This window comes from Streptomyces tsukubensis, from assembly GCF_003932715.1.
GTDB classification, from domain to species: Bacteria; Actinomycetota; Actinomycetes; order Streptomycetales; family Streptomycetaceae; genus Streptomyces; species Streptomyces tsukubensis.
This window is the reverse complement of record NZ_CP020700.1, coordinates 3970930-3997392: the sequence shown is the minus strand read 5'-3', so window position 1 is coordinate 3997392 and position 26463 is coordinate 3970930. Positions and strand designations below refer to the sequence as shown.

General features: G+C 71.0%; 24 protein-coding genes and 1 tRNA gene. 12 read left to right on the top strand and 13 right to left on the bottom strand.

What is annotated here, in order from left to right; all coding sequences use genetic code 11:
* Nucleotides 1-96: 96 nt before the first annotated feature.
* Together B7R87_RS16185 and B7R87_RS16180 are read right to left on the bottom strand one after the other, a co-directional pair.
* Entirely contained in the window at nt 97-1386 is a 1290-nt protein-coding gene (locus B7R87_RS16185) for an HTTM domain-containing protein (RefSeq protein ID WP_006348008.1), read from the bottom strand.
* On the bottom strand, nt 1383-2477 hold the full coding sequence (locus B7R87_RS16180) for a DUF5819 family protein (RefSeq protein ID WP_187144552.1): 1095 nt from the start codon (nt 2475-2477) through the stop codon (nt 1383-1385). Before B7R87_RS16180 ends, B7R87_RS16185 begins: the two co-directional genes overlap by 4 nt.
* 113 nt (nt 2478-2590) lie before the next feature.
* Between B7R87_RS16180 and paaA the strand changes: the two genes are divergently transcribed.
* The 6 genes from paaA to B7R87_RS16150 all read left to right on the top strand — a co-directional run bounded on the left by paaA (nt 2591) and on the right by B7R87_RS16150 (nt 7695).
* Complete coding sequence (gene paaA / locus B7R87_RS16175) at nt 2591-3667, top strand: 1,2-phenylacetyl-CoA epoxidase subunit PaaA (RefSeq protein ID WP_045852967.1); 1077 nt, start codon at nt 2591-2593, stop codon at nt 3665-3667.
* On the top strand, nt 3664-3954 hold the full coding sequence (paaB, locus tag B7R87_RS16170; RefSeq protein WP_006348011.1) for a 1,2-phenylacetyl-CoA epoxidase subunit PaaB: 291 nt from the start codon (nt 3664-3666) through the stop codon (nt 3952-3954). Before paaA ends, paaB begins: the two co-directional genes overlap by 4 nt.
* Nucleotides 3951-4790 (top strand): 1,2-phenylacetyl-CoA epoxidase subunit PaaC, encoded by an 840-nt coding sequence (paaC, locus tag B7R87_RS16165; RefSeq protein WP_006348012.1) that lies wholly within the window; start codon nt 3951-3953, stop codon nt 4788-4790. The genes paaB and paaC overlap by 4 nt, the downstream gene beginning before the upstream one ends.
* Nucleotides 4784-5320 (top strand): 1,2-phenylacetyl-CoA epoxidase subunit PaaD, encoded by a 537-nt coding sequence (paaD, locus tag B7R87_RS16160; protein WP_006348013.1) that lies wholly within the window; start codon nt 4784-4786, stop codon nt 5318-5320. Before paaC ends, paaD begins: the two co-directional genes overlap by 7 nt.
* Nucleotides 5321-6382, top strand: a complete 1062-nt coding sequence (locus tag B7R87_RS16155; RefSeq protein WP_006348014.1) for a 2Fe-2S iron-sulfur cluster-binding protein — start codon at nt 5321-5323, stop codon at nt 6380-6382. It begins immediately after the preceding gene.
* 143 nt (nt 6383-6525) lie between these two features.
* Nucleotides 6526-7695 carry an acyl-CoA dehydrogenase family protein gene (locus B7R87_RS16150; RefSeq protein WP_006348015.1) on the top strand — a complete coding sequence of 390 codons (1170 nt, stop codon included), beginning with the start codon at nt 6526-6528 and terminating at the stop codon, nt 7693-7695.
* Nucleotides 7696-7735: 40 nt separating this feature from the next.
* Here B7R87_RS16150 and B7R87_RS16145 read toward each other — a convergent pair whose 3' ends face one another.
* The 6 genes from B7R87_RS16145 to B7R87_RS16120 all read right to left on the bottom strand — a co-directional run bounded on the left by B7R87_RS16145 (nt 7736) and on the right by B7R87_RS16120 (nt 13831).
* Nucleotides 7736-8080 carry a rhodanese-like domain-containing protein gene (locus B7R87_RS16145; protein ID WP_006348016.1) on the bottom strand — a complete coding sequence of 115 codons (345 nt, stop codon included), beginning with the start codon at nt 8078-8080 and terminating at the stop codon, nt 7736-7738.
* Nucleotides 8081-8124: 44 nt separating this feature from the next.
* On the bottom strand, nt 8125-9129 hold the full coding sequence (locus B7R87_RS16140) for a hypothetical protein (RefSeq protein WP_006348017.1): 1005 nt from the start codon (nt 9127-9129) through the stop codon (nt 8125-8127).
* 33 nt (nt 9130-9162) lie between these two features.
* On the bottom strand, nt 9163-10686 hold the full coding sequence (locus tag B7R87_RS16135; RefSeq protein ID WP_078902244.1) for a DUF2252 domain-containing protein: 1524 nt from the start codon (nt 10684-10686) through the stop codon (nt 9163-9165).
* 226 nt (nt 10687-10912) lie between these two features.
* A complete protein-coding gene (locus tag B7R87_RS16130; RefSeq protein WP_006348019.1) occupies nt 10913-11584 on the bottom strand; it encodes a response regulator in 672 nt (223 codons plus the stop codon).
* A 216-nt stretch (nt 11585-11800) separates the two neighbouring features.
* Nucleotides 11801-13543: a sensor histidine kinase gene (locus tag B7R87_RS16125; protein ID WP_100249157.1), complete on the bottom strand. Its 1743-nt coding sequence runs from the start codon at nt 13541-13543 to the stop codon at nt 11801-11803.
* A 201-nt stretch (nt 13544-13744) separates the two neighbouring features.
* Nucleotides 13745-13831, bottom strand: a tRNA-Leu gene (locus tag B7R87_RS16120).
* Nucleotides 13832-14459: 628 nt separating this feature from the next.
* Here B7R87_RS16120 and B7R87_RS16115 point away from each other — a divergent pair.
* From B7R87_RS16115 to pknB, 6 genes are all read left to right on the top strand, one after another.
* A complete protein-coding gene (locus B7R87_RS16115; protein WP_130584985.1) occupies nt 14460-15296 on the top strand; it encodes an FhaA domain-containing protein in 837 nt (278 codons plus the stop codon).
* Between the two features lie 10 nt (nt 15297-15306).
* Entirely contained in the window at nt 15307-15834 is a 528-nt protein-coding gene (locus B7R87_RS16110; protein WP_130584986.1) for an FHA domain-containing protein FhaB/FipA, read from the top strand.
* A 146-nt stretch (nt 15835-15980) separates the two neighbouring features.
* Complete coding sequence (locus B7R87_RS16105) at nt 15981-17480, top strand: PP2C family protein-serine/threonine phosphatase (RefSeq protein WP_130584987.1); 1500 nt, start codon at nt 15981-15983, stop codon at nt 17478-17480.
* Between the two features lie 26 nt (nt 17481-17506).
* The gene (locus tag B7R87_RS16100) at nt 17507-18913 is read left to right on the top strand and encodes an FtsW/RodA/SpoVE family cell cycle protein (RefSeq protein WP_006348022.1); all 1407 of its coding nucleotides are present in this window, start codon (nt 17507-17509) and stop codon (nt 18911-18913) included.
* On the top strand, nt 18910-20379 hold the full coding sequence (locus B7R87_RS16095) for a penicillin-binding transpeptidase domain-containing protein (protein ID WP_006348023.1): 1470 nt from the start codon (nt 18910-18912) through the stop codon (nt 20377-20379). The genes B7R87_RS16100 and B7R87_RS16095 overlap by 4 nt, the downstream gene beginning before the upstream one ends.
* 288 nt (nt 20380-20667) lie before the next feature.
* Complete coding sequence (pknB, locus tag B7R87_RS16090) at nt 20668-22692, top strand: Stk1 family PASTA domain-containing Ser/Thr kinase (RefSeq protein ID WP_006348024.1); 2025 nt, start codon at nt 20668-20670, stop codon at nt 22690-22692.
* 146 nt (nt 22693-22838) lie between these two features.
* Here the strand turns inward: pknB and B7R87_RS16085 are convergent, their stop codons facing one another.
* The 5 genes from B7R87_RS16085 to B7R87_RS16065 all read right to left on the bottom strand — a co-directional run bounded on the left by B7R87_RS16085 (nt 22839) and on the right by B7R87_RS16065 (nt 26443).
* Nucleotides 22839-23519: a class E sortase gene (locus tag B7R87_RS16085; protein ID WP_006348025.1), complete on the bottom strand. Its 681-nt coding sequence runs from the start codon at nt 23517-23519 to the stop codon at nt 22839-22841.
* A 74-nt stretch (nt 23520-23593) separates the two neighbouring features.
* Nucleotides 23594-24823 (bottom strand): class E sortase, encoded by a 1230-nt coding sequence (locus B7R87_RS16080; RefSeq protein ID WP_391117650.1) that lies wholly within the window; start codon nt 24821-24823, stop codon nt 23594-23596.
* Nucleotides 24820-25467 (bottom strand): aminodeoxychorismate/anthranilate synthase component II, encoded by a 648-nt coding sequence (locus tag B7R87_RS16075; protein ID WP_006348027.1) that lies wholly within the window; start codon nt 25465-25467, stop codon nt 24820-24822. The genes B7R87_RS16080 and B7R87_RS16075 overlap by 4 nt, the downstream gene beginning before the upstream one ends.
* Entirely contained in the window at nt 25464-25667 is a 204-nt protein-coding gene (locus tag B7R87_RS16070; RefSeq protein WP_006348028.1) for a hypothetical protein, read from the bottom strand. Before B7R87_RS16070 ends, B7R87_RS16075 begins: the two co-directional genes overlap by 4 nt.
* A 56-nt stretch (nt 25668-25723) precedes the next feature.
* The gene (locus tag B7R87_RS16065) at nt 25724-26443 is read right to left on the bottom strand and encodes a class E sortase (RefSeq protein WP_006348029.1); all 720 of its coding nucleotides are present in this window, start codon (nt 26441-26443) and stop codon (nt 25724-25726) included.
* Nucleotides 26444-26463: the final 20 nt, after the last annotated feature.

The window sequence follows — 26463 nt, the reverse complement described above, 5'->3', positions numbered from 1 at the left end:
GCTCGTCCCCGGCCGGCGCACCGGCCGCAGGGACGGAGTCGGGGGCGCCTGCCGGGCCGGCCGGTGCGGCTTCGGTGCTGGTGTCTCGGGTGGTGCTCACCCCACGAGCGTACGGGGCTGTCCGGCGTCGCCGGTCCGCTGCTCCGGCACCACCGGAGCGGGCCCCGGCTGCGCGCCCCCGCCGCCCGAACCCGGCTTCCGCCCGAACCGGGACAGCAGACCGTCCCGGCCGCGCGCCGTCCGGGCCCCCAGCCAGAGCAGGAAGGCGGTCGGCAGGAACACGGCGTCGGCGGCGATCATCGCCAGCGAGAAGAACGGCAGGCCGAGGATGAGGGCGATCCCCGCGTGCTCCGCGATCATCACCACCAGCAGGACGTTCTTCACCCGCCGGTTGAAGAGGGTGAAGGGGAAGGCGACCTGCACGACGACCGTGCCGTAGGTCAGCACCATCACCATCAGCCCGTTGGAGGCCAGCAGATCGGAGAGCGCGGGCCAGGGGGTGAAGTAGTCCAGCTTGAGGGGGTAGTAGAGCGCGGTTCCGTCCTGCCAGCGAGACCCTTGGATCTTGTACCAGCCGGCCGTGGCGTAGATCAGACAGACTTCGGCCATGATCACGACGAGTCCCGCGTTGTGGCCCAGATTGGCGCAGCAGTCCAGCAGGATCCGCGGCTGGCTGCGGGGTCCGAGCCGGTCCGCCAGCGCCCACAGGGCCAGGCCCACCCACATGCCCCAGAGCACGAGCAGGATGAACAGACCCGTCCGGTTCTCCAGGGTGGCGGTGAGCAGCAGGGTTCCGGTGATCACCCAGAGCACCGGGCCCACCCGGTCGGGAGCGTCCGGGGCGCTCCGCGCGGCCCGGCGGGCGTCCAGCGACCACACCTGGCCACAGCGGGTGACCAGCAGATAGAGCGCCATCAGATGGATGACGTTGTCGCCGCCGTCGCCCACGAAGATCGACCGGTTCTGAAGCGACAACACCCCGACCATGAACAGCGCGGACATGGTGCGGGTGCGCCAGCCGAGACAGAGGAGCAGGCTCGCCAGTACGGCTGCGAAGTAGACGATCTCGAACCAGAGTCCGCTGTCCGACCACATCAGGACGGTGAAGGCGTCGTTGCCCTTGATGAACCGGTCCGCCATCTGCCAGCTCCACGGCCCGTCCGGGCCGTACAGCTCATGGCGGTTGGGGATCTCCCAGAGCAGATAGAGCAGCCAGGTCCCGGAGAAACCGATCCGGATGACGGCGCTCTGGTAGGGGCCCAGGGCGGTGGAGGTGATCTTCTGGAGCACCCGGGCGGTCCGGCTGGTCTCGCCGTCCGCGGTGGTGGCGGGGGTGGCGGTGGTACGGGTCCGCTCGGTCTCCGGGCCGTCTGCCGTGCCGCTCATCGGGCCGCCTCCGTGCGCTCGCCGTTCAGTACGCCGTCCTTGAAGCCGGTACCGCTCTTGAAGCCGGTGCCGCTCTGAAGGCCCGTACCGCTCTGAAGGCCGACCGGCCCGGCCGCGCGGACTCCGGTTCCCAGCGGGCGGTCCGCGGGAGTGACGTTCCACCACGGCAGCACCCGGTAGACGGGACGGCTGTCGTTCTTCTCCTTCGACCACGAAGGCGGCTTCACCAGATCCGTTTCCGAGCGGACCTGTATGCGCTCCACCTCGGCACCGAGGCCGTGGCGCTGGTCCAGCTTGAGCATCACGATCCGCTTCAGATAGGTCTGGGCCAGCTCGCCCCGGGGGCCGGTGGAGCGGTTCTGGTTGTCGTGCCAGCTCGTGTAGAAGTCCCAGGAGCGGCGGAGCAGATTCTGCAGGGTGTGGCTGGGCAGCAGATTGCCGCGGATCTCCGCGGCGTCGCCTGCGCTCAGGTCGATCCACTCCGTGGTCTTCTTGCCGCCGTCGGCGGTCGACAGCTCCGCCTTCACCTGGATCCTGATGTTCTGCTGGAGCGGATTGGGGGCGAAGAGCTTCCAGTTCTGCTCGAACTCGGGATAGACCCAGGCGTCGATGCCCTTGTCGTACTGCTTGCTCGCGGTGTTGGACGGGGCGACGTGCAGAAAGACGAAGAGCAGATGGACCCCGGCGACCAGGGCGACGAGCCCGAGGACGACGGCGGCGGTGATCTGGTACGGGAGCGACAGCGCGGCGATCCCGGATACGGGCGCCGCCGCTGCCTCGCCCTGCGCCTCGGGGGCCCGGGGCGCCTCGGCGTCTCCGAGGGGCCCCGCAGTACCGGGGCCGTCGGCCTTCGCGTCGGGGGAAGCCGGGGCGCTCGTCGCAGCCGGGGAAGCCGGGGCGCCCTTCGCGGCGGCGGGGGCCGTCGTCACCCCATCGGCGGCATTCGCGCCGGACTCGGCACCGGCCGCCCGTTCCGGCTGGTCGACGGCGCGTCCGGCCCGGTCGTCGGACGGTGCGGGCGCGGTGTCCGGCGGTACGTCCGGCCGACGGCCCCCCGGTCCCTGTGCGCCCTCGTGCTCGTAGGAGTCCATCCCGCCCCGATCCCGCCGGTCCCAGCTCGGTTATCCACAGGGTTGACACCTTAAGGGCCGCCGACTCACCATTGAAGTCAATGAACCGAACGATCGGTCGGTAGGGGGTTCGGATGGCGTCAGTGACGGCGGATAAGCCGGAGATGTACGGGTCGGTGCCCGACGACGGCTCCGGTCCGCGCGGGCCGCTCGCCCCCGGCGGCACCCCTCAGGAGGTCTTCGACGCGGCCGTGGCGGCCGACGAGCGCATCGAGCCGCGCGACTGGATGCCCGACGCATATCGGGCGACCCTGATCCGGCAGATGGCGCAGCACGCGCACTCGGAGATCATCGGGATGCAGCCCGAGGCCAACTGGATCACGCGTGCGCCGTCCCTGCGCCGCAAGGCGATCCTCATGGCCAAGGTGCAGGACGAAGCGGGCCACGGCCTGTATCTGTACAGCGCGGCGGAGACCCTGGGCGTCGGCCGGGACGAACTGCTCGACAAGCTCCACTCCGGCCGACAGCGCTATTCGTCGATCTTCAACTATCCGACGCTGACCTGGGCGGACGTCGGTGCCATCGGCTGGCTGGTCGACGGTGCCGCGATCACCAACCAGGTCCCCCTCTGCCGCTGTTCCTACGGTCCGTACGCCCGCGCGATGGTCCGGATCTGCAAGGAGGAGTCCTTCCACCAGCGCCAGGGGTACGAGCTGCTGCTGAGCCTCTCCCGCGGCACCCCCGCCCAGCACGCCATGGCGCAGGACGCGGTGGACCGCTGGTGGTGGCCGTCGCTGATGATGTTCGGCCCGCCGGACGACGAGTCGGCGCACTCGGCGCAGTCCATGGCCTGGAAGATCAAACGCCATTCCAACGACGAGCTGCGCCGCCGGTTCGTCGACATCTGCGTCCCGCAGGCCGAGAGCCTCGGCCTGACCCTCCCCGACCCCGATCTCCGGTGGAACGAGGAGCGCGGGCACTACGACTTCGGCGCGATCGACTGGGCGGAGTTCCAGGCCGTCCTCCGCGGCGACGGCCCCTGCAACGAACAGCGTCTGGACCAGCGCCGCCGCGCCCACGAGGACGGCGCCTGGGTGCGGGACGCCGCCGCGGCCCATGCCGCGAAGCACACGGCCGCCGCGGCGCCGGCCCCTGTGACGGACAGAAGCACGGACCAGCAGGACACGGGCCCCCGGGAGGCGACGGCATGAGCAGTTCGAAGGACTGGCCCCTGTGGGAGGTCTTCGTCCGTTCGCGGCGCGGCCTCTCCCACACCCACGCCGGCAGCCTGCACGCGCCGGACGCGGAGATGGCCCTGCGCAATGCCCGCGATCTGTACACCCGGCGCAGCGAGGGCGTGTCGATCTGGGTCGTACCGTCGACCGCGGTCACCGCCTCCTCGCCGGACGAGCGGGACTCCTTCTTCGAACCGTCCGCCGACAAGCCCTACCGCCATCCGACGTTCTACGAGATCCCCGAGGGGGTGAAGCACCTGTGACGGCCACCGTGGAAGGAGCCCGCCGGGCGCCCGGGACCGGGGTGCCGCGCGAAGCGGCCCTCGCCCTCGGCGACGACGCGCTGGTGCTGTCGCACCGGCTGGGGGAGTGGGCGGGCTTTGCCCCCGTGCTGGAGGAGGAGGTCGCCCTCGCCAATATCGCCCTCGACCTGCTGGGCCAGGCCAGGGTTCTGCTCTCCCTTGTCGGGGACGAGGACGAGCTGGCGTATCTCCGCGAGGAGCGGGCCTTCCGCAATCTCCAGCTGGCCGAGCAGCCGAACGGCGACTTCGCGCACACCATCGTCCGTCAGCTCTTCTTCTCCACCTACCAGCATCTGCTGTACACCCGGCTGGCGGCGGTGGACGGGCCGTTCACCGCCCTCGCGGCCAAGGCGGTCAAGGAAGTCGCCTACCACCGCGACCACGCCGAGCAGTGGACGCTCCGGCTCGGCGACGGCACCGAGGAGAGCAGGCGGCGGATGCAGCGGGCCTGCGAGGCGCTGTGGCGGTTCACGGACGAGCCGTTCCGGCCCTTCGGCGGACTGATCGGCCCGGCCGTCCGGGCCGACGGTCCGGGACGGTACGGACCGCCGGAGCCGGAAGGGTCCGGGGATGCGTCCGGCGCCGGGACCGTCGTCGACGGGGCGGCACTGGAGGCCGAGTGGCTGGCATCCGTGACGGCCGTGCTGACCCGGGCGACGCTGACCGTTCCCGAAGGTCCCCGGTCCGGCGGCTGGACGGCGGGCGCGGGCCGCCAGGGCATTCACACCGAGCCCTTCGGCCGGATGCTCGCCGAGATGCAGCACCTCCACCGCAGCCACCCGGGGGCGTCATGGTGAACGAAACGGTCCGCCCGCCGGTGCGGGCACCGGGCCCGGACGGCGATTCGGGCCTGGAGGCGGAGCTGCGCCTGATCGCCGGAGCGGTGCCCGATCCGGAGCTTCCGGTGCTGACACTGGCCGAGCTGGGAGTACTGCGCGATGTCCAGATCCTCGGCCCCGGCCGGGTCGAGGTGGCCCTCACCCCGACGTACACGGGCTGCCCCGCCGTGGAGACGATGAGCGCCGATATCGAGCACGCCCTGCGCGGCCACGGAATGACGGAGGTGTCGGTCGTCACCGTGCTCTCCCCCGCCTGGTCGACGGACGACATCACCGCCGAAGGGCGGCGCAAGCTGGCCGAGTCGGGTATTGCCCCGCCCCGCCCCCACGCGGCGTCGGGTCCGGTCCCGGTGGGGCTCTCCGTCCGCTGCCCGCAGTGCGGTTCGACGGAGACCGAGCTGCTCAGCAGATTCTCCTCCACCGCCTGCAAGGCACTGCGCCGCTGTGTCTCCTGCCGTGAACCCTTCGACCACTTCAAGGAGTTGTAGATGTTCCATCCGCTCCGGGTCAGCGAGGTCGAACGGCTCACGGACGACTCGGTCGCCGTCACCTTCGAGGTGCCGCCCGAACTGGCCGCCGACTTCCGGCACACCCCCGGTCAGCATCTCGCCCTGCGCCGGGTGATCGACGGCGAGGAGATCCGGCGGACGTACTCGGTCTGCACCCCGGCCGCCGACGGCGAGGGATCCGCCGCGCCCGTGCTCCGGGTGGGCATCCGGCTGGTCGACGGCGGCGCGTTCTCCACCTGGGCCCTGAAGGAACTGGCCCCCGGTGAGCTGGTCGAGGTGATGCCCCCGACGGGCCGGTTCCGGCTGTCCCCACGCCCCGGCCGGTTCGCGGCGGTCGTCGGCGGCAGCGGGATCACCCCGGTGCTCTCGATGATCGCGACCCTGCTGGCCCGGGAGCCGGAGGCCCGCTTCTGTCTGGTGCGCAGTGACCGGACCGCCGCCTCGACGATGTTCCTCGACGATGTCGCGGACCTCAAGGACCGCTATCCGGACCGCTTCCACCTGGTCACGGCCCTCTCCCGGGAGGAGCAGTCCGCCGGGCTGCCGTCCGGGCGGCTGGACCGGGAGAGACTGACGGCCCTGCTGCCCGCGCTGCTGCCGGTGCCGGAGGTGGACGGCTGGTTCCTGTGCGGCCCCCTGGGGCTGGTGTCCGCGGCCGAACAGGCCCTGCGCGGGCTCGGAGTCGACCGGTCCCGGATCCACCAGGAGATCTTCCACGTCGACGACGGCTCGGCGCCCGCTCCCGCCCCGCTGCCCGCCCCCGAAGGGGCCGCGCTGACGGCCACCCTGCACGGGCGCTCCGGCACCTGGACCGTCCGGGACCGGGAGTCGCTCCTGGAGACGGTGCTGCGAAGCCGCGCGGACGCCCCTTACGCCTGCAAGGGCGGGGTCTGCGGCACCTGTCGGGCCTTCCTGGTCTCCGGCGAGGTCCGGATGGACCGGAACTTCGCCCTGGAGCCGGAGGAGACGGAGACGGGCTATGTGCTGGCGTGCCAGTCCCACCCGATGACCCCGGAGGTGGAGCTGGACTTCGACCGCTGACCGCCAAACGGGCCGCGGTCCCCGCCTCGCGACCCCTCTCCCGCGCTCCCGCTGCTGTGGTCATTTCCGCCGCCCTGCCTTATCTTGACGGTCCGTCAGATACGGTCGGTGGGGCCGGTCAGGATGCGCGGGAGGGCAGGGCTGTGGACTTCACCTTCACCGAGGAGCAGCAGGCGGCCGTCGAGGCGGCGAGGGCGGTGTTCTCGAAGGTCGCCCCGGACGGCGTACCGAGCCCGGCGCTCACCCCGGGCGCGGTGGCCGACACCTTCGACCGCCCCCTGTGGTCCGTGCTCGCGTCCACCGATCTGCTGAGCCTGGTGCTGTCGGAGGAATACGGCGGCGCGGGCCCCGACCCCGTCGCGTTCTGCCTGGTGCTGCGCGAGTCCGCGAAGGTGCTCGCCCGGGTTCCCCTGCTGGAGACCGGTGCGGTCGCCATGGCCGTGGAGCGGTACGGCAGCGCCGGGCTGCGCGCCGGACTCCTGCCCCTGGTGGGCCGGGGCGCATGCGTCGTCACGGCCGCGACGAGCGGCCGTACGGGCCACGATCCCGCCGAACTCGCCGTCACCGCACGGAAGACAACCGATAGCGGCGACGGCACGGCACCGGAGTGGATCCTCGACGGCATCCAGACGGCCGTGCCCTGGGGCCACTCCGCCGATCTGATCGCGATCCCCGCGCACAGCGGCGCGGGCGGCTCCGTTCTCGCCCTGGTCGAACCGGGACAGCAGGGCGTCGCCCTCGCCGACCAGTTCTCCACCGGCGGAGAGCGGTACGCCGAGGTGACCCTCGACTCCGTCCGCGTAGCGGCCGCGCGGACGATCGACGACGGCGAGGCCTGGGAGTGGCTGAGGCTGCTGCTCACCACCGGCGTCTGCGCCCTTGCGCTCGGTGTCGGCGAGCAGGTCCTGACGATGACCGCTGCGTACACCGCACAGCGCGAACAGTTCGGCTTCCCCGTGGCCACGTTCCAGGCGGTCGCCGTCCAGGCGGCCGACCGCTTCGTCGATCTGCGGGCCATGGAGGCCACGCTCTGGCAGGCCGCCTGGCGGCTCTCACCCGCCCGGGACGCCGCCGGGGTCGGCGGCCCGCTGCCGGTCGCCGGGGACGTCGCCGTGGCGAAGATCTGGGCCTCCGAGGGCGTACGGCGGGTGGTCCAGACGGCCCAGCATCTGCACGGCGGCTTCGGCGCGGACACCGAATACGCCCTGCACCGCTACCACGCCCGGGCCAAACAGCTCGAACTCTCCCTGGGCCCCGCGGCCGCCCATGAGGAGGCCCTCGGCGATCTGCTGGCCGCCCACCCCCTCGGCTGACGCCTGCACTGCCGGACCAACCCGCCCAGGGCTCAGCGGGTCAGGCCACGATCGCGGGGCTGCCGTCGTCCGTCACCATCGGACGTCCCGCGGCCTCCCAGGCGAACATTCCGCCGTCGATGTTCACCGCGTCGATGCCCTGCTGGACCAGATAGGCCGTGACCTGGGCAGACCGACCGCCCGACCGGCACATCACATAGATACGCCGACCGTCCTCGGCCGCCTCGGTCACCTCGCCGAAACGCGCCACGAAACCGCTCATCGGCACATGCAGCGCGCTCTCGATATGGCCTGCCTGCCACTCGTCGGCCTCGCGGACGTCCAGCATCAGCCCGTCGGCCGGCACCTCGGCGACGGTCACCGTGGGCAACGGGGCGAAGTTCATGGGTCAAGCCTCTTCTCGTACAACAACCAACCGTCCGCTCGACCCTAGCCCAGGAGCGCGCCCAGCTCCCGCTCCCGCTCGGCGACCTGCGCCAGCAGCTGCTCCGCGATCTCGTCCAGCAACCGGTCGGGATCGTCCGGGGCCATCCGCAGCATCGAGCCGATCGCCCCCTCCTCCAGCTCCCGGGCGATCACCACCAGCAGCTCCTTGCGCTCGGCCAGCCACTCCAGCCGGGCGTACAGCTCCTCGGCCGCACCCGGGCCCGCTTCGGCGGGCAGCGGACCGGCGTCCCACTCGGCGATCAGCGCGCGCAGCCCCTCGGTGTCGCCCAGCGCATAAGCGGCGTTCACCCGGGTGAGGAACTCCTCGCGCCGCGCCCGCTCCGTCTCCTCCTGCGCCAGATCCGGATGCGCCTTGCGGGCCAGCTCGCGGTAGAGCCTGCGGGCCTCCTCACTCGGCCGGACCCGCTGCGGCCCCCGCACCGGGCGCCCGGTCAGCATCGCGACGGCCTCGGGAGACATTCCGCGGTCGTCCATCCAGCCGTGGAACAGCTCGTCCACCCCCGGCATCGGCAGCACCGCCGCCCGGGCCTCCTGTGCCCTGCGCAGATCCTCCGGGTCGCCCGTACGCGCCGCCCGGGCCTCCGCGATCTGCGCCTCCAGCTCGTCCAGCCGCGTGTACATGGGCCCGAGCTTCTGGTGGTGCAGCCGGGAGAAGTTCTCCACCTCGACCCGGAACGTCTCCACCGCGATCTCGAACTCGATCAGCGCCTGCTCGGCGGCGCGCACCGCCTTCTCCAGCCGCGCCTCCGGCCGCTCGTCGGCAGCGGCCTCCGACCGGGCACCGGGCACCGGGCCCGAACCGGACTCAGGGCCGCCACCGGCGGCACCGGCCTCCGGCGCGCCGGAGCCCCGGTCCGGGAGTTCGCTCCCGGACCCGCTCGGTGCCGTGCCGTGGTCTGCGTTCTGAACTGCGTTCTGATCGGGATTCTGATCGGGGTTCTGGTCGGTGTTACGGTCCACCGGCCCGCCGGGCGCTTCCTGGGTCACCCGCCCAGCCTACGGGCGCACCGCCCGCTCCCGTCACACTCCCTGCTCAGCAGCGATGCGTCCGCCCTTGACCGCCGCCACCAGAGCTGCGTGATCCGCCTCCGTACGGTCCGCGTACAGCACCGCGAAAGCGGCCACCGCCTCGTCCAGCTCCTCGCCGCGGCCGCAGTAACCGGCGAGCAGCCGCGGATCGGCACTGTGCGTATGGGCCCGCGCCAGCAGGGCGCCCGTCATCCGGCCGTAGTCGTCGAGCTGGCCGGGCGAGAGCTCGGCGGGATCGACGCTGCCCTTCCGGTTCCGGAACTGCCGTACCTGGAACGGCCGTCCGCCGACCGTGGTCCAGCCCAGCAGCTGATCGCTGACCACCTGCATCCGCTTCTGCCCGAGCACGACCCGGCGACCCTCGTGCTCCGCATCCGGCACCGGGAACCCGGCGGCCGGCAGATACGGCAGCAGCGCCGACGCCCGGGCCTCCTTCACCTGGAGCACCAGCGGATCGCCGCGGTGGTCCAGCAGCAGCACCACGTAAGAGCGGGTGCCGACGCTGCCCGTGCCCACCACCCGGAACGCCACATCGTGGATCGCGTACCGCGCCAGCAACGGCCGCCGGTCCGGCGCCACCGTCGTCAGATACTCCGCCAGCGCACCGGCGACCGCCGCGGCCTCCGCATCCGGCACCCGGCGCAGCACCGGAGCCGCGTCGACGAACCGCCGTCCGCCCCCCTCGGCCTCCGGCACCGCCTCCGTCGACTTCGCCGCGAAACGGGCGCTGGTGTTGTTACGGGCCTTCTCCGACACCCGCTCCAGCGTGCCCACCAGATCCCGGGCATCGGTGTGCGAGACGAGTTCCTCGTCCGCGATCGCGTTCCACGCGTCCAGGGCGGGCAACTTCGCCAGCAGCCGCAAGGTGCGCCGGTAGGCGCCCACGGCGTCGAAGGCCGCACTGCGGCAGACCGTCTCGTCCGCACCCGCGGCCCGCCCCGCCAGCACCAGGGAGACGGCCAGCCGCTTCAGATCCCACTCCCAGGGCCCGGGCACGGTCTCGTCGAAGTCGTTGAGGTCCATCACCAGCTTGCCCCGGGCGTCCCCGTACAGCCCGAAGTTGGCGGCGTGGGCGTCACCGCACACCTGCGCGCTCACACCCGTCACCGGTGTGCCCACCAGATCGTGGGCCATCAGCCCGGCCGCGCCCCGCAGAAAGGCGAACGGCGAGGCCGCCATCCGTCCCACCCGGATCGGCGTCAGCTCCGGCACCCGGCCCAGACTCGACTCCTCCACGGCCGCCACCGCATCCGGGCGGCCCGCGGGCAGGACCAGGGCCGCATGGGAGGACCGCGGCACCCGGTCGCGCAGGGCCTTCCCCAGCTGCTTCGGGCTCGTATCGGCCCCGCCGACCGCCGCGCCGCGCGGGGCGAACCCGGGCACGGCAGGTATCCGTACGCCACCGCCACCGTCCTGCAACGCGCCGTTCGGGAACTCCCCGGCCGGTATCCGCGCCCCACCCGCCGCGGGCACCCCCGCCGCCGTCTCCGCCGTCACCGTCTCAGCCCCGCCCATCGCGCGCCGCCTCCCCGCTCCGTACCGCCCGACACCGGAATCCACGGCCGGAATCGACGGCCGGGATCCGTCTCCCGGCGCCCCGACCGTACCGCCATGTCCCCCGGTGCCCCTATGCCGTGGCTGAGCCTTCTCTTGCGGATCCTGCCGGGCAAGGGGACCCCCGGGCGCGGTGTTTCACGTGAAACACCGGGCCGTCCGCCGACCGGCAGCCACCGGCCCGGCATCACTCCTGGAGACCGAGCCCCGCATCCCGCGCCAGCAACGCCGCCTGTACCCGGTTCTCGCACTCCAGCTTCGCCAGGATCCGGCTGACATAGGTCTTCACGGTGGCTTCGCTCATATGAAGCCGCCGGCCCGCGTCGGCGTTGGAGAGCCCCTCACCGAGCAGACCGAGAACATCCCGCTCCCGGACGCTCAGCTGCGCGATCCGGGCCCTGGCCTGCTCGGCCCGCCCGGCCGACCGGCCCGTCGCCAGTTGGTCGATCACATGCCGGGTGGCCCCGGGGGAGAGATAGGCGTCACCCGCGACCGCGGCCCGTACCGCGGCGATCAGCTCCGCGGGCGCAGTGTCCTTCAGCAGAAAGCCCGCGCCACCGGACTCCAGGGCCCGCAGGACGTTCTCCCGCTCACCGAAGGTGGTCAGGATGATCACCCTGGTGCCGGGGACCACCCTCCGCAGCTCACCCATCGCGGTCAGCCCGTCCATCACCGGCATCTGGATGTCCAGCAGCACCACATCCGCTCCGTGCGAACGCGCGGCCTCCACCGCCTCCCGGCCGTTCGCCGCCTCGGCCACCACGTCGATCTGCCGGTCGGAGGTGAGAATCATCCGGATACCGGCCCTGATCAACGGCTCGTCGTCCGCGATGACGACCCGGATCCGCTCCCCCGCCATATGTCCCGTCCTCACCGTCACAGTCGTTCGGCCGGCCCCTCAGGCCGGGCCCCTCAGGCCAACCTCTCAGGCCGGCGCCTCCAGCCGACCGGGGCTCTTGCACCGGGGCCTGTCGAGCACGCCCCTCCGGCCCCGCCACAGCACGGCCCGCCACAGCACGGCCCGAAAGAAAGACCCTAGTCCGCCCCACCCCGGACGATGCCCGTCCCCACCACCTCAGAGCTCCACTGTCACCTCGTACGCGGCCTTGTCGATCAGCTTGCCGTCCCGGAAGCAGAACCGGAAAACCGGCTCACGGTCGAAGTCGCTGGTGGTCTCGTCCGAGACCACCACCAGGCACTCGGAGTCCACCGGCTTCTTCGGGTGCCCCTTGCCGTCGACGATGCCGTAGGACCAGAAGGAGTCCCCGGACGGCATCTCCTTCCGTACGTCCTCCTCGGCCGCGCCGATGGCGATCTCGTCGTACTGCTCCCTGCTCACCAGGTTGTCGCCCGCGGACTTGACGAGGAAGTACCCCCCGACGGCCACCGCGGCCCCGACGACCAGCACCAGCAGCATCGCTATGCCGCACCCCAGACCCACCCCGCCCAGCGTGCTGCGGCGCGCCCCCCGCGGTCCGTACATCTCGCCCATCACCGGCTCCTGTCCCGACACGTTCCAGTTCATCGCCGGAACACCATCGGTCGGGGAGACGTCCGCGGACTGCCGCGGAAAGTCGTCCTCCGGAGCAACGAAAGGCGCCTTCTCGCCCGTCCCGTACGGCAGCACTCCCGCCACCCGGAAGCCGCCCCCGTCGGCGGCGCCCGCATGGACGATGCCGCCGACCAGCCGCGCCCGTTCCCGCAGCCCGGTCAGCCCCTGCCCACCGCTGACGACCTCCCCCGCCCGCCCGGGCTCCGCGGGACCGTTGACGATCTCCACCACCAGCGAATCGGGCTCGTACCGCAGCTCCACCGCGATCGCCGCGCCCGGAGCGTGCTTGTAGGCATTGGTCAGCGACTCCTGGACGATCCGGTACGCCGCGTGATCAGCCGCCGCGGCCAGCGGCCGCCGGTCTCCGCCGTACCGCAGCGCCACATCCCGGCCCGCGCCCCGGGCGGCCGCCACCAGCGCCTCCACCCCGGCCGTGCCCCGGGCAGCCCGCTCCGGTTCACCGGCCGTCGCCGTTCCGGACTGCTCGCCCTCCCGCAGGATGCCGACGACCTCCCGCAGTTCGTGCATCGCACCCACGGACGCCTGCCGCAGCACCCCCACGGCCTCCCGCTGCCGGTCGGTCAGCTCGGAATCCACCTCCAGCGCCCCCGTGTGCACGGCGATCAGCGCCAACTGGTGTCCGAGGCTGTCGTGCATGTCCTGGGCGATCCGCTGCCGCTCCAGCAGCCGGGCCTGCCCCGCCACCATCCGGCTCTCCCACAGCAACTGGGCATTGCGCTCCCGGAGCGTGTTCAGCAGTGTCTGCCGCTGCGCCAGATAGCGGCCCGCGAGACCGGGCACGATGACCAGGGCGAGATAGACCAGGGCGCCCAGTGCCAGACCCCAGGCGGGCGGGAAACCACTGGCGTCCATCGACGGCAGCCCGACCACGCTGACCACGACATAGGAACCGACGAACGTGGCCAGCGCCCGCCCGGACGATGTGATCCGGCGCCCGGCCGACCAGGCCAGCGGTGTCAGCACCAGCATGCCGACGGCCAGCGAACCGGCACAGGCGCTGGTGACCAGGAACACAGTCGCCGGAAAGCGCCGCCGCAGCAGTGCGAGCACCACGACAGCGGCTCCGAAGAGGCCGAGCCACATCGCGGAAGCCTCGTCGATCAGCAGCCCGGCACCGACCGCCACCCCCGCCAGGAGCAGCGCGTACCCCGATTCCGTCCAGGGCCGGCGGCGCGACCACGGATCGGGCTCCATCAGCCACTCCCAGCCCCGCCGCAGCCTCTCCGCCCCGCGCTTCATCGCCATCTCCACCCCGGCACCCTAAGCACGCCGCACCGGTGAGGCCGTCCCCCTTTCGTCCCGCCCCACAGCGACGAACGTCGAACGTCGCCCACGGCACAACCACCCGGGAGCCCGCACAGGAAAGCGGGCACAGAGGACACAGAGGGCACAGCAGGAAAACGCGAAACGGTCGTCATCGTGATCACGATGACGACCGTTTCGTCGTGGTGCGCGAGGGGGGAGTTGAACCCCCACGCCCTTTCGGGCACTGGAACCTGAATCCAGCGCGTCTGCCTATTCCGCCACCCGCGCATTGGGTGTTGCCGTTCGGCTTCGGCCCCTTCCGGTGCGTTCGCCTGGCGACATCAGAAGATTAGCACGCTGGGGAGGGTGGGTTCACACCGCTTTCCGACGGGGACGGCCGGAAAGCCGGACGGCCCGCCCCGAGAGCCGAACGGCTCCCGCGCGGGGCCCGGAAGACCGGATCCGCCCCGGCCGGAATCCGGCCCGGAACGCCGCCCGCGCCCCTCGCGGAGAATGCGGCGCGGAGAACAGGGAACGCGTCCCCCCGGGGAACACTCTCCCAGGGAGCCCGGGTCTCCGGTCCCCACGCCGGACCGGCGACCGCCCCCCGGCGACGCCTCGACCGCCTCGACCGCCCCGACCGCCCCCGGGGGCCAAGCGGAAGGGCCCCGGCCGCCCCCGCCCGGGACCCGGCGCCGCCGGGAAGCGGAGGATCGGCGGGTGCGCCGGGGCGGGTGTCCGCCCCGCTCCTGCCCGGTCCCCCCGGGGTGCGGGACACTGGCAGCGAGCCGCCTCTACGATCCGTGTGAGAGGTGACACTCATAGACGGGGCAGACAAGGGGAACCAGCCGATTTCCCGACGCGTGGATACGATCAGTAAGCAGTATGAGGACGGCAGCGCCGGAGGAGGTGCCCGATGGGAGTTCTGAAGCGTTTCGAGCAGCGTCTCGAAGGTCTGGTCAACGGCACCTTCGCCAAGGTGTTCAAGTCCGAGGTCCAGCCCGTGGAGATCGCCGGCGCGCTCCAGCGCGAATGCGACAACAACGCCACGATCTGGAACCGCGACCGCACGGTCGTACCCAATGACTTCATCGTCGAGCTGAGCACCCCCGACTACGAGCGGCTGAGCCCGTACTCGGGCCAGCTCGGCGACGAGCTGGCAGGTCTGGTGCGGGACTACGCCAAGCAGCAGCGCTACACCTTCATGGGCCCCATCAAGGTCCACCTGGAGAAGGCCGACGACCTCGACACCGGGCTCTACCGGGTCCGCAGCCGCACCCTGGCGTCGAGTACGTCACAGGTGCCCGACCGCGGCCCGGACCGGGGCGGTGCCGGTTATCCGTCCCGTCCCGCGGGCGGCCCGCCCGGCGCTCCGCCCATGCCCTCCACGCCGCCCCCGGGCGGACGCCCCGGCCTGGCGGCCGTAGGCTCCGACCGCAGGCCCGGCGGACCGGGCCCGCTGCCCGGAGCCCAGGTCAGGTGCTGGATCGAGATCAACGGCACCCGCCACCAGATCTCCCGCGCGACGCTGGTGCTGGGTCGCAGCACCGAAGCCGATGTGCGGATCGACGACCCCGGCGTCTCGCGCCGGCACTGCGAGATCCGGACCGGAACGCCCCCGACGATCCAGGATCTCGGATCCACCAACGGCATCGTGGTGGACGGGCAGCACACCACCCGCGCTACGCTCCGCGACGGCTCGCGGATCGTCGTGGGCAGCACCACCATCGTTTACCGGCAAGCCGAAGGGTGAAGCGGGGGCAATGTCAGAGCTGACCCTGACGGTCATGCGGCTGGGTTTCCTGGCCGTTCTGTGGCTGTTCGTCATCGTGGCCGTCCAGGTCATCCGCAGTGACCTGTTCGGTACGCGGGTCACCCAGCGCGGTTCGCGCCGTGGCACCGAGCCGCGGCCGCAGCAGCGCCAGGCCGCCGCGGCCCCGCCGCCGCAGCGCCAACAGCAGCAGCCGCCGCCGTCCGGCGGCCGCCAGCGGCGCGGCGCCCCGACCAAGCTGATCGTCACGGAGGGCACCCTCACCGGTACCACCGTCGCGCTCCAGGGGCAGACGATCAGCCTCGGCCGGGCCCATGACTCCACGATCGTGCTGGACGACGACTACGCGTCCAGCAGGCATGCCAGGATCTACCCGGACCGTGACGGCCAGTGGATCGTCGAGGACCTCGGGTCCACCAACGGCACCTATCTCGACCGGACCCGGCTCACCACCCCGACGCCGATTCCGCCGGGCGCGCCGATCCGTATCGGCAAGACCGTCATCGAGCTGCGGAAGTAGATAGGACCAATGACAGCGCGCGAGCGGAGCGAGCGAGCCGCGGACCCCTCGGCGGACCGGGGCGGGCCAGGGCTATCGACCGGAGGGTGGGCAGTGTGGCGAGAGACCGGCTGTACCCCGATCCAGGTTCCCCGGGGCAGGTGCGTATGAGTCTGTCTCTGCGCTTCGCCGCCGGATCCCACAAGGGCATGATCCGCGAGGGCAACGAGGACTCCGGCTACGCCGGTCCCCGGCTGCTCGCGATCGCCGACGGCATGGGCGGCCAGGCGGCCGGCGAGGTCGCCTCCTCCGAGGTCATCTCCTCCCTCGTCGGGCTCGACGACGACGTTCCCGGCTCCGACATCATCACCGCCCTCGGCACTGCGGTGCAGCGCGCCAACGAGCAGCTGCGCGTCATGGTCGAGGAGGACCCCCAGCTGGAGGGCATGGGCACCACCCTGACCGCCCTGCTGTGGACCGGTCAGCGGCTCGGTCTGGTCCATGTCGGCGACTCCCGCGCGTATCTGCTGCGCGACGGTGTGCTCACCCAGATCACCCAGGACCACACCTGGGTCCAGCGGCTGGTCGACGAGGGCCGGATCACCGAGGAGGAGGCCACCACGCATCCGCAGCGTTCGCTGCTGATGCGCGCGCTGGGCAGCGGCGACCACGTGGAACCGGATCTGTCGATCCGCGAGGTCCGCGTCGGCGACCGCTATCTCGTCTGCTCCGACGGTCTGTCGGGAGTGGTGTCCCACCAGACGATGGAGGACACCCTCGCGGGCTACCAGGGCCCCCAGGAGACCATCCAGGACCTGATCCAGCTCGCCCTGCGCGGCGGCGGACCCGACAACATCACCTGCATCGTCGCGGACGTCCTCGACACCGAGGCCGACGACGGGCTCGCGGGGCAGCTCAGCGACACCCCGGTGGTCGTCGGCGCGGTCGCGGAGAACCAGTACCCGCTCAACGACGGCGGCGCCATGCAGACCCCGGCCGGACGCGCGTCCGGGCTGGGCCGTCCGGTGCCCCCGGCGGGCGGCTTCGGCCCGCCCGGCAGCGGCGGCCGCGGCGGCTACGGCGGCCCGGCCCCGGACGGCAGCCAGGACTCGTACGCCGATGTGTACGACGGCGACTACGACAAACCGCGTTCGGCGGGCCGCAAGTGGCTGACCAGGTCGCTGGGCGCCGCCTTGGCCCTGGCCGTCGTCGGCGGCGCGCTCTACGGCGGCTACCGCTGGACCCAGACCCAGTACTACGTCGGCACCAAGGACGGGCACGTCGCCCTCTACCAGGGCATCGACCAGGATCTGGGCTGGGTTTCGCTCTCGAAGGTGAAGAAGGACCACCCCGAGATCGAACTCAAGTACCTACCGCCCTACCAGCAGAAGCAGGTCGAGGGCACGATCACCCAGGACAGCCTGGGACGCGCCAAGGCGAAGATCTCCGAACTCTCCGTCCAGGCGACCGCCTGCCGGAAGAACGAGGAGCGCCGCGAGGCCTCCGCGCAGGCCGCCGCCAGGGCCGCCGCAGCCGAAAAGGCGCGGAAGGCCGCCGAGGGCGACAGCAAGACCACCGAAAAGCCGCCGACCACCGCTTCTCCCGCTCCGGGTCCCACCCTCTCGGAGGAGGAGCAGAAGCTGGCCTCGAACTGCGGTAAGCAGTAACTCAGCCGTAGGGGGCCTTCTCGACCATGAGCGTTGTCACCAACACCACCACGATCGGCGCGATCGACGCACCGAGCCGCCGCAACACCGAGCTGATGCTGCTCGGCCTCGCCGTGGCGATCGCGGTCTTCGCGTACGTCAACGTGGGCCTCGCCATCGACGGCAAACTGCCCGCGGGCGTCTTCGGCTACACCGCGGGGATCACCCTGCTGGCCGCCGTTGCCCATCTGGTGGTACGCAAGTTCGCCAAGTACGCCGATCCCCTGCTGCTGCCGCTGGCCGTGGTCCTCAACGGCATCGGGCTGGTGATGATCTGGCGGCTGGACCAGTCCAAGCGGCTGATCCGCCGGGCCGAGGCGGCCTGGGGCTCGTTCTCCCCGGACGCCCCCAAGCAGATGCTGTACTCGGCGATCGGGATCGCGCTCTTCGTCGGTGTGCTGCTGCTGCTGAAGGACCACCGGATCCTCCAGCGCTACACGTACATCTCGATGGCGGTGGCGCTGGTCCTGCTGGCGCTGCCGATGTTCTTCCCGGCCCGTAACGGCGCCCGGATCTGGATCAGCCTCGGCCCGATCAACATCCAGCCCGGCGAATTCGCGAAGATCATCATCGCGGTCTTCTTCTCCGGCTATCTGATGGTGAAACGGGATGCGCTGGCGCTGGCCAGCCGCCGTTTCCTCGGCCTCTACCTGCCGCGCGGGCGCGACCTCGGCCCGATCCTCGTGGTCTGGGCGATGTCGATCCTGATCCTGGTCTTCGAGACCGACCTCGGCACCTCCCTGCTGTTCTTCGGCATGTTCGTGATCATGCTGTACGTGGCCACGGAGCGGACCAGCTGGATCGTCTTCGGTCTGCTGATGTCCGCGGCCGGCGCGGTGGGTGTGGCCTCGGTCTCCCCGCACGTCGGCGCCCGCGTCGACGCCTGGCTGGACCCCTTCGGCTGCGCCACCGCCGCCTGTGAGCAGGTCTCCAACTCGATCATGTCGTTCGGCGCCGGCGGCACCCTCGGCACCGGCCTGGGCCAGGGCAACTCCGATCTGATCGGCTTCGCCACCAACTCCGACTTCATCCTCGCCACGGTCGGCGAGGAGTTCGGCCTCGCCGGGATGATGGCGTTCCTGCTGCTGTACGGGCTGATCGTGGAGCGCGGTATCCGTACGGCGCTGGCCGCCCGCGACCCCTTCGGCAAGCTGCTGGCGATCGGCCTCTCCGGCGCCTTCGCGATCCAGGTGTTCGTCGTCGCCGGCGGGGTGATGGGTCTGATCCCGCTGACCGGTATGACGATGCCGTTCGTCGCGGCCGGCGGCTCCTCCGTGATCGCCAACTGGGCGCTGATCGCCATCCTGATCCGGATCAGCGACACGGCGCGCCGCCCGGCTCCCGCGCCCGCCCCGTCCCCCGACGCCGAGATGACCCAGGTGGTCCGCCCGTGAACAAGCCCCTGCGCCGGATCGCGATCTTCTGCGGGCTCCTCGTCCTCGCCCTGCTCGTACGGGCCAACTGGCTTCAGTACGTGGAGGCCGAGAAGCTGAACACGCACGACAAGAACCGCCGGGTGCTGATCGAGCGGTACGCCGCCGAGCGCGGCAACATCATCGTCGACGGCAAGCCCATCACCGGCTCCGTGAAGACGGACAGCGCGGACTTCGCGTACAAGCGGACCTATGTCAACGGCCCCATGTGGGCGCCGGTGACCGGATACGCCTCCCAGGTGTTCGGCGCCAACCAGCTGGAGAAGCTGGAGGACGGCATCCTCACCGGCAATTCGGACCAGCTCTTCTTCGACCGCACGATGGCCATGTTCACCGGCGACAAGAAGAAGGGCGGCAATGTCGTCACGACCCTGAACGGGGCCGCGCAGACCGCCGCTTTCAAGGGCCTCGGCTCCAAGAAGGGCGCGGTCGCCGCGATCGACCCCAAGACCGGCAAGATCCTCGCACTCGCCTCCACTCCCTCGTACGACCCCGGCGCCTTCGCCGGCAGTGCCACGGCGGACGAGAAGGCCTGGGCGACGCTGTCCTCCAAGGACAACAAGGAGAAGCCGATGCTGAACCGGGCGCTGCGGGAGGTCTACCCGCCCGGTTCGGTGTTCAAGGTGGTCACGGCGGCGGCGGCGCTGGAGCACGGCAAGGTCGACGACATCAACGCCAAGACGGACACCGAAGAGCCGTACATCCTGCCGAACACCCGGACGCCCATGAAGAACATGGTGACCGGCTGTGAGGACGCGAGCCTGAAGTTCGCGCTCCAGATCTCCTGCAACTCCGTCTTCGCCAAGCTCGGCGACGAGGTGGGCAAGGACAAGATGCTGGAGACGGTGAAGAAGTTCGGCTTCAACAACGACGAGCTGGACACCCCGGTCCGCGCGGCGATGTCCCGCTACAACGAGACCATGGACCGGCCGGGCAACGCGCTCTCCTCCATCGGCCAGTTCGACACCGCGACCACCCCGCTCCAGATGGCGATGGTGGCGGCGGCGATCGCGAACGACGGCAAGCTGATGAAGCCGTACATGGTCGACCAGCTGGTGGCACCCAATCTCGACGTGATCTCCCAGACCAAGCCGCAGGAGATGAGCCGTCCGCTCTCCTCCGAGAACGCCCAGCTGGTGCGGGACATGATGGAGAACGTCGTCGAGAACGGCGGTGGCCGGAAGGCGGCGCTCGGCGGCGGCGTCAAGGTCGGCGGCAAGACCGGTACCGCCCAGCACGGTGAGAAGAACTCCAAGCGCCCGTACGCCTGGTTCATCTCGTACGCCATGACCGACGACGGCTCCCCGGTCGCGGTCGCCGTGGTCGTCGAGGACAGCGGCGCGAGCCGCGAGGACATCTCCGGCGGCGGTCTGGCGGCGCCGATCGCCAAGGACGTGATGAAGGCGGTGCTGGACAGCAGGCGGTGACCGGCCCGGCTGCCCGGCCGCACCGCCGGATTCCGGAGTCCGGCGGAACCGCCGGACCGCCCCGGTCGTCGGAACCAGAGGACCGGCGGACGGGTACGGTGACGCATCTCACGTCCGGCCCCGATACCTGCGCATTGCGATACCGGTCGGGTATCAGCTGACGGTGACGGGCCGATCGGGTGGTAGGGGCCCGGTAGCGTATGCCGGAGCGGCACACCTGCCGGACCGGACACGGGTGCGGTGACGGAGACGAGTGCGGTGGGGACTGACGGAGAGGGCTGGAACAGTATGGAAGAGCCGCGTCGCCTCGGCGGCCGGTACGAACTGGGCTCGGTGCTCGGCCGTGGTGGCATGGCCGAGGTCTACCTCGCCCACGACACCCGGCTCGGCCGCACCGTCGCCGTGAAGACGCTGCGGGCCGATCTCGCCCGTGATCCGTCCTTCCAGGCCCGGTTCCGCCGTGAGGCCCAGTCGGCCGCTTCGCTCAACCACCCGGCGATCGTCGCCGTGTACGACACGGGCGAGGACTACGTCGACGGGGTGTCCATCCCGTACATCGTCATGGAGTACGTCGACGGCTCCACGCTCCGCGAACTGCTGCACTCCGGGCGCAGGCTGCTGCCCGAGCGCACGCTGGAGATGACGACGGGCATCCTCCAGGCGCTGGAGTACTCGCACCGCAACGGCATCGTCCACCGCGACATCAAGCCCGCGAACGTGATGCTGAACCGGAGCGGCCAGGTCAAGGTGATGGACTTCGGCATCGCGCGCGCCATGGGCGACGCAGGGATGACGATGACCCAGACCGCGGCCGTCATCGGCACCGCGCAGTACCTCTCCCCCGAGCAGGCCAAGGGCGAGCAGGTCGACGCCCGCTCCGACCTCTACTCGACCGGCTGTTTGCTGTACGAGCTGCTGGCCGTACGGCCGCCGTTCGTCGGCGACTCTCCGGTGGCCGTGGCGTACCAGCACGTCCGGGAGGAGCCGCAGCCGCCTTCCGTCTACGACCCCGAGATCACGCCCGAGATGGACGCCATCGTCCTGCGGGCCCTGGTCAAGGACCCGGACTACCGCTACCAGTCCGCCGACGAGATGCGTGCGGACATCGAGGCGTGCCTCGACGGACAGCCCGTGGCCGCCACGGCCGCACTGGGTGCCGTCGGCTACGGCGGTGGTTACGGCGGTCCGCAGGACCAGCCGACGACCGCGCTGCGGCAGGCCGACCCGGCCGTGGCCCAGACCTCGATGCTGCCGCCGATGAACCCCGACGACGGCGGTTTCGGCACCTACGACGACCGTCCCGACCGCCGCGGCGGCCGGCCGAAGAAGTCCAACACCTCGACGATACTGCTGGGCGTCGCCGCCGTGCTGGTGCTGGTCGGCGCGATCCTGATCGGCCGCTCCGTCTTCGGCGGCGGCGACGAGGGACCGACCAAGGTGCCGGTGCCCGTCCTGGTCGGCCAGACCATGGCGCAGGCGCAGACGCTGGCGGACAACGCCAAGGTGAAGCTCGAACAGACCGGCACCGAACCCTGCGACAACCAGCCCAAGGGCACCATCTGCAAGCAGACGCCGGAGACCGGTGAGATGGAGCAGGGCGCCACGGTCCAGGTCGTGGTCTCCGAGGGTTCGCCCAAGGTCGAAGTGCCCGACGTCACCGAGAAGTCCGAGGAGAACGCCCGCGAGGCGCTGACCCGCAAGGGCTTCAAGGTCGAGGTCAAAACCTCCGAATCGGACGAGGTGGAGGCCGGCAAGGTCATCAGCCAGCAGCCGGAGGGCAACAGCGAGGCCGAGAAGAACTCCACCGTCACCATCACGGTGGCCCGCCAGGCCCAGGTGACCGTCCCCGATGTGGTGACGCGCCAGCTCGGCCAGGGCCAGAAGCAGTTGGAGGACCTGGAGTTCAAGGTCGAGGTCGAGATGATCGACTCGGACAAGCCGACCAACGAGATCGTCGAGCAGAGCCCGCGCGACGGCAAGGCCGCCAAGGGCTCGACCGTGAAGCTGAAGGTCTCCAAGGGCCAGGCGCAGCAGACGCAGGTGCCGATGCTGCTGACGCTGACCGTGGAACAGGCCAGGCAGGCCCTGCAGCAGCAGGGTCTCCAGCTCGGCGACGTCAAAGGCCCGCGCGGTGACAACGCGCGGATCATCAAGCAGGACCCGCAGCCCGGCAGCCAGCTGAACCAGGGCGATCCGGTCAATGTCGAGACCCAGGACTTCGGCGGCAACGGCAATGGCAACGGCGGGAACGGCAACGGTGGCAACGGGAACGGCGGCGGCCTGATCATCGGCGGCGGCGACGGCAGCGACTGACACCGGACCGGCCTCCGTACCCGCAGCGGGTACGGAGCGGAGTGACGGAGTAGTACGGGGAAGGCCCCGGCGCCCACCAGGGTGCCGGGGCCTTCCCCGTACCGCTTGCCACTGGTCCGTACCCGGGAGGTCCCGGTACGGACCGCTCAGCGCAGCTCCGCCGGCTTGGTGCGCTCCCGGTCGACCTTCTCCGCCCGCACCAGCTCGCCCCAGACGATGTAGCGGTAGTCGGAGGTGAGGATGGGGGTGCAGGTGGTGAGGGTGATGTACCGGCCCGGCTTGGTCTTCCCGGACTCCTTCGGCACCGGGTTCAGCACTTCCACGTTGTACTTGGAGGTCTTCGGCAGCGTCTTGTAGACCTTGTAGACGTACCAGGTGTCCTTCGTCTCGAAGACGACCGGATCACCCGTCCTGATCTTGTGGATGTTGTGGAACTTTGCGCCGTGGCCGTCGCGGTGCGCGGCCAGCGTGAAGTTGCCCCGGGCGTCCCACGGCAGCGCCGATCTGACCGGCTGGGTGTAGTAGCCCGCGATCCCGTCGTTCAGCTCCTCGGGGTCGGTGCCCCGCTTCACCAGCACCTCGCCGTTCTTCATGGCGGGTACGTGGAGGAAGCCGATGCCGTCCTTGGTGTCGAGGCCGCGCGGCGCGTTGTTCGCCTTCCAGCCGTCGCGTACCTCGCCGCTCTGGCGGGCCGCCTCCCGGTCGGCTATCACATTGGTCCACCACAGCGAGTAGGCGACGAAGAGACCGAGCACCACGCCCGCGGTGATCAGCAGTTCGCCGAGGACACTGATGACACCGGCGATCCGGCTGCGTGCACGTGACACTGCTGCACCTGTTCCCGTCTGTTTCCTGGTGGCGCGTGAGGCGGCGGGCGGCCCGGAGAGCAACCGGGCCGGCCTTAGCCTACGAGGGCGTCGGGCTTGCCCTTGCTGCGCGGCCGCTCCTCGACCATCCTGCCCCACACGATCATGCGGTACGTACTGGTGAACTCGGGCGTGCAGGTGGTGAGCGTGATGTACCGGCCGGGTCCCGTGAATCCCGAGCCGCGAGGTACGGGGTCGAGGACCGCGACGTTGGACGGTGCGGTCTGCGGCAGGATGCTCGCCATCTCGTAGGTGTAGTACGCGTCCCGGGTCTCGACGACGATCGGGTCACCGGGCTTGAGGCGGTTGATGTAGCGGAACGGTTCGCCATGGGTGTTGCGGTGGCCCGCGACCCCGAAGTTGCCCGTACGGTCGGACGGCATGGCCGTTTTGAGCCGGCCCTCCGCATAGCGGCCCACCATCCCCCGGTCCAGGACCTTCTTCTTGTCGATGCCCTCGGCGACCGGGACGACGACGTCCAGCTTGGGGATGTACATGATGGCGAACCCCTCGCCGGGCCGGAAGGCGCCGGGGGCGCGCTCGGTGTCCGTGAAGCTCTGCTGGATGCGCTGCTTCTCCTTGCCCGCCTCCATCCCGGCCCGGACGTTGGTCCACCAGAGCTGGTAGGTGACGAAGAGCAGCATGACCACACCGAAGGTGATGAACAGCTCGCCCATGGCCCGGCTGGCGATCACGGCCGGGCTGTCCTTGGCCGCGCGGGCGGCGGCGCGGGCCTCGACCCGGGTGAGGGGGCGGCCGGGTTCTCCGGGCGCGGCGGCGGAGGCCGTGGGGGGCTGCCGACGTCCGCCGCGGCCCTTCTTGGCGGCCGCGGCGGCGGCCCGGCGGCGTTCGGCCCGGCCGGGACCGGACGGGACCGGGGGAGTGCGGTCCGGGGGCGGGGCGGACGGCTCGTCGAAGGCCCCGGGGGCGTCAGAAGCATCGGGTACGGCAGAGGCTTCAGGTGCCCGAGGGTCTTCGGAGGCTTGAAGGGTCTGAGCGCCTTCAGGGGATTGATGAGGGGCCTGAGGGGCCTGAGGGGTATCGCCGATCACGGGCATGACCGCGGTGTCCCCCGCGCCACGGGACCGCGGCGGGGGCGCGGACAGGGGTGCGGGCTCCCCCGGGGCCTGCTGCTGAGGCTGTGGGGCCTGCTGGGCCTGCTGAGGGTCCTGCCGGTGCGCGGCGGCGCTGCCTCCGGTGACCCGGGCGCCCGCCGTGAACCACGGCGAGATCCCCTCCCCCCGGTCCGGCTCCCGCCCGGTCACACCAGGGCCTTGCCCACCACCGGCGCCAGCCCCGCCGAACGGCCGATCGCCCCCGCGTCCCCGCACTGCTCCAGCCAGTTGGCCAGCATCAGGTGCCCGTGCTCGGTGAGCACCGACTCGGGGTGGAACTGGACCCCTTCGACCGCGAGTTCACGGTGCCGCAGGCCCATGATGATCCCGTCCGCCGTCCACGCCGTGACCTCCAGCTCGTCCGGCAGCGCCGCGGGCTCGGCGGCCAGGGAGTGGTAGCGGGTGGCGGTGAACGGCGACGGCAGCCCGGCGAAGACGCCCTTGCCCTCGTGGACGACCGGCGAGGTCTTGCCGTGCAGCAGCTCGGGCGCCCGGTCGACCACTCCGCCGTACGCCACGGCCATCGACTGCATGCCCAGACAGACACCGAAGACGGGCACACCGGTGGCGGCGCAGTGCCGGACCATCTCGATGCAGACACCGGCCTGTTCGGGCGCGCCGGGGCCCGGGGAGAGCAGGACACCGTCGAAGCCGTCCTGGGCGTGGGAGAGCGCGACCTCGTCGTTCCGTACGACCTCGCACTCCGCGCCGAGCTGGTACAGGTACTGGACCAGGTTGAAGACGAAGCTGTCGTAGTTGTCCACGACCAGGATGCGTGCGCGCCGCTCGCTCATCGGGTGGCCCCCTCGGTCCCTTCGGTTCCGGTTCCGGATCCGGCTCCGTCGACCGTGACGTCGTTGAACGGGAGCAGCGGCTCGGCCCATGGGAAGACGTACTGGAACAGCAGATAGACGGTCCCCAGGATCAGGACGAGCGCGATGAGGGCACGCACCCACACGTTGCCCGGCAGATGCCGCCAGATCCAGCCGTACATGCCGTCCCTCTCGTTTCGGTACCGCTCCAGATTACGGGGCGGCACGGTGCTGCGGGTCAGCCGCGCAAAGCTTCCGGTTTGCCGTGCGTCACAGGCCGGGTGGCCTCCAGCCGCGCCCAGGCGATCAGCCGGTGGCTGCTGCCCCACTCCGGATCACACGTGGTCAGCGTGAGGTAGCGCCCGGGTTGTACGAAAGGCGACTTCTTCGGAACGGGATCGACCACTCCGATATCGGTCGGGACCGTTCGGTAGGGCTTTTCGACAATCCGGTACGTGTACCAGTCCGTGCCGTCGGTGAGGACGACCGCGTCCTTCGGGCGCAGCTCGGGGAAGTCCTTGAACGGATCGCCGTAGGTGCGGCGGTGTCCGGCCACGGAGAAGTTGCCGGTCCGGCCGAGTGCGGCGGTACGGGGGTAGTGGCCGAGGCCCTTCTTGAGGGTGCCGACCCCGGTGCCTTCGAGTACGGGCCAGTCCCAGTCCCGGCCGAAACGGGGGATGTACATCACGGCGAAGGGTTTGCCGGGCCGGTATCCGGCCGCCGGCGGCGGACCGGTGGATTCCGCGGGAGCCGCCGAGGGGGTGGGGGCGGCCGAGGTCCCGGGCGGTTCGGCCGGACCGCGGGCCCACTGCTCCTGGAGCACCGCGATCTGCCCGTCGGTGGCACCGGACGCCTTCACTCCGGTCCAGTGGACGATATAGACCACGAACAGCACGGTGACCGTGCCCGCCGTGATGCACAGCTCGCTGAGGCTGCGGACGATCAGCCGCACCGGCACCGCGGACCCCCAGGGTGTGT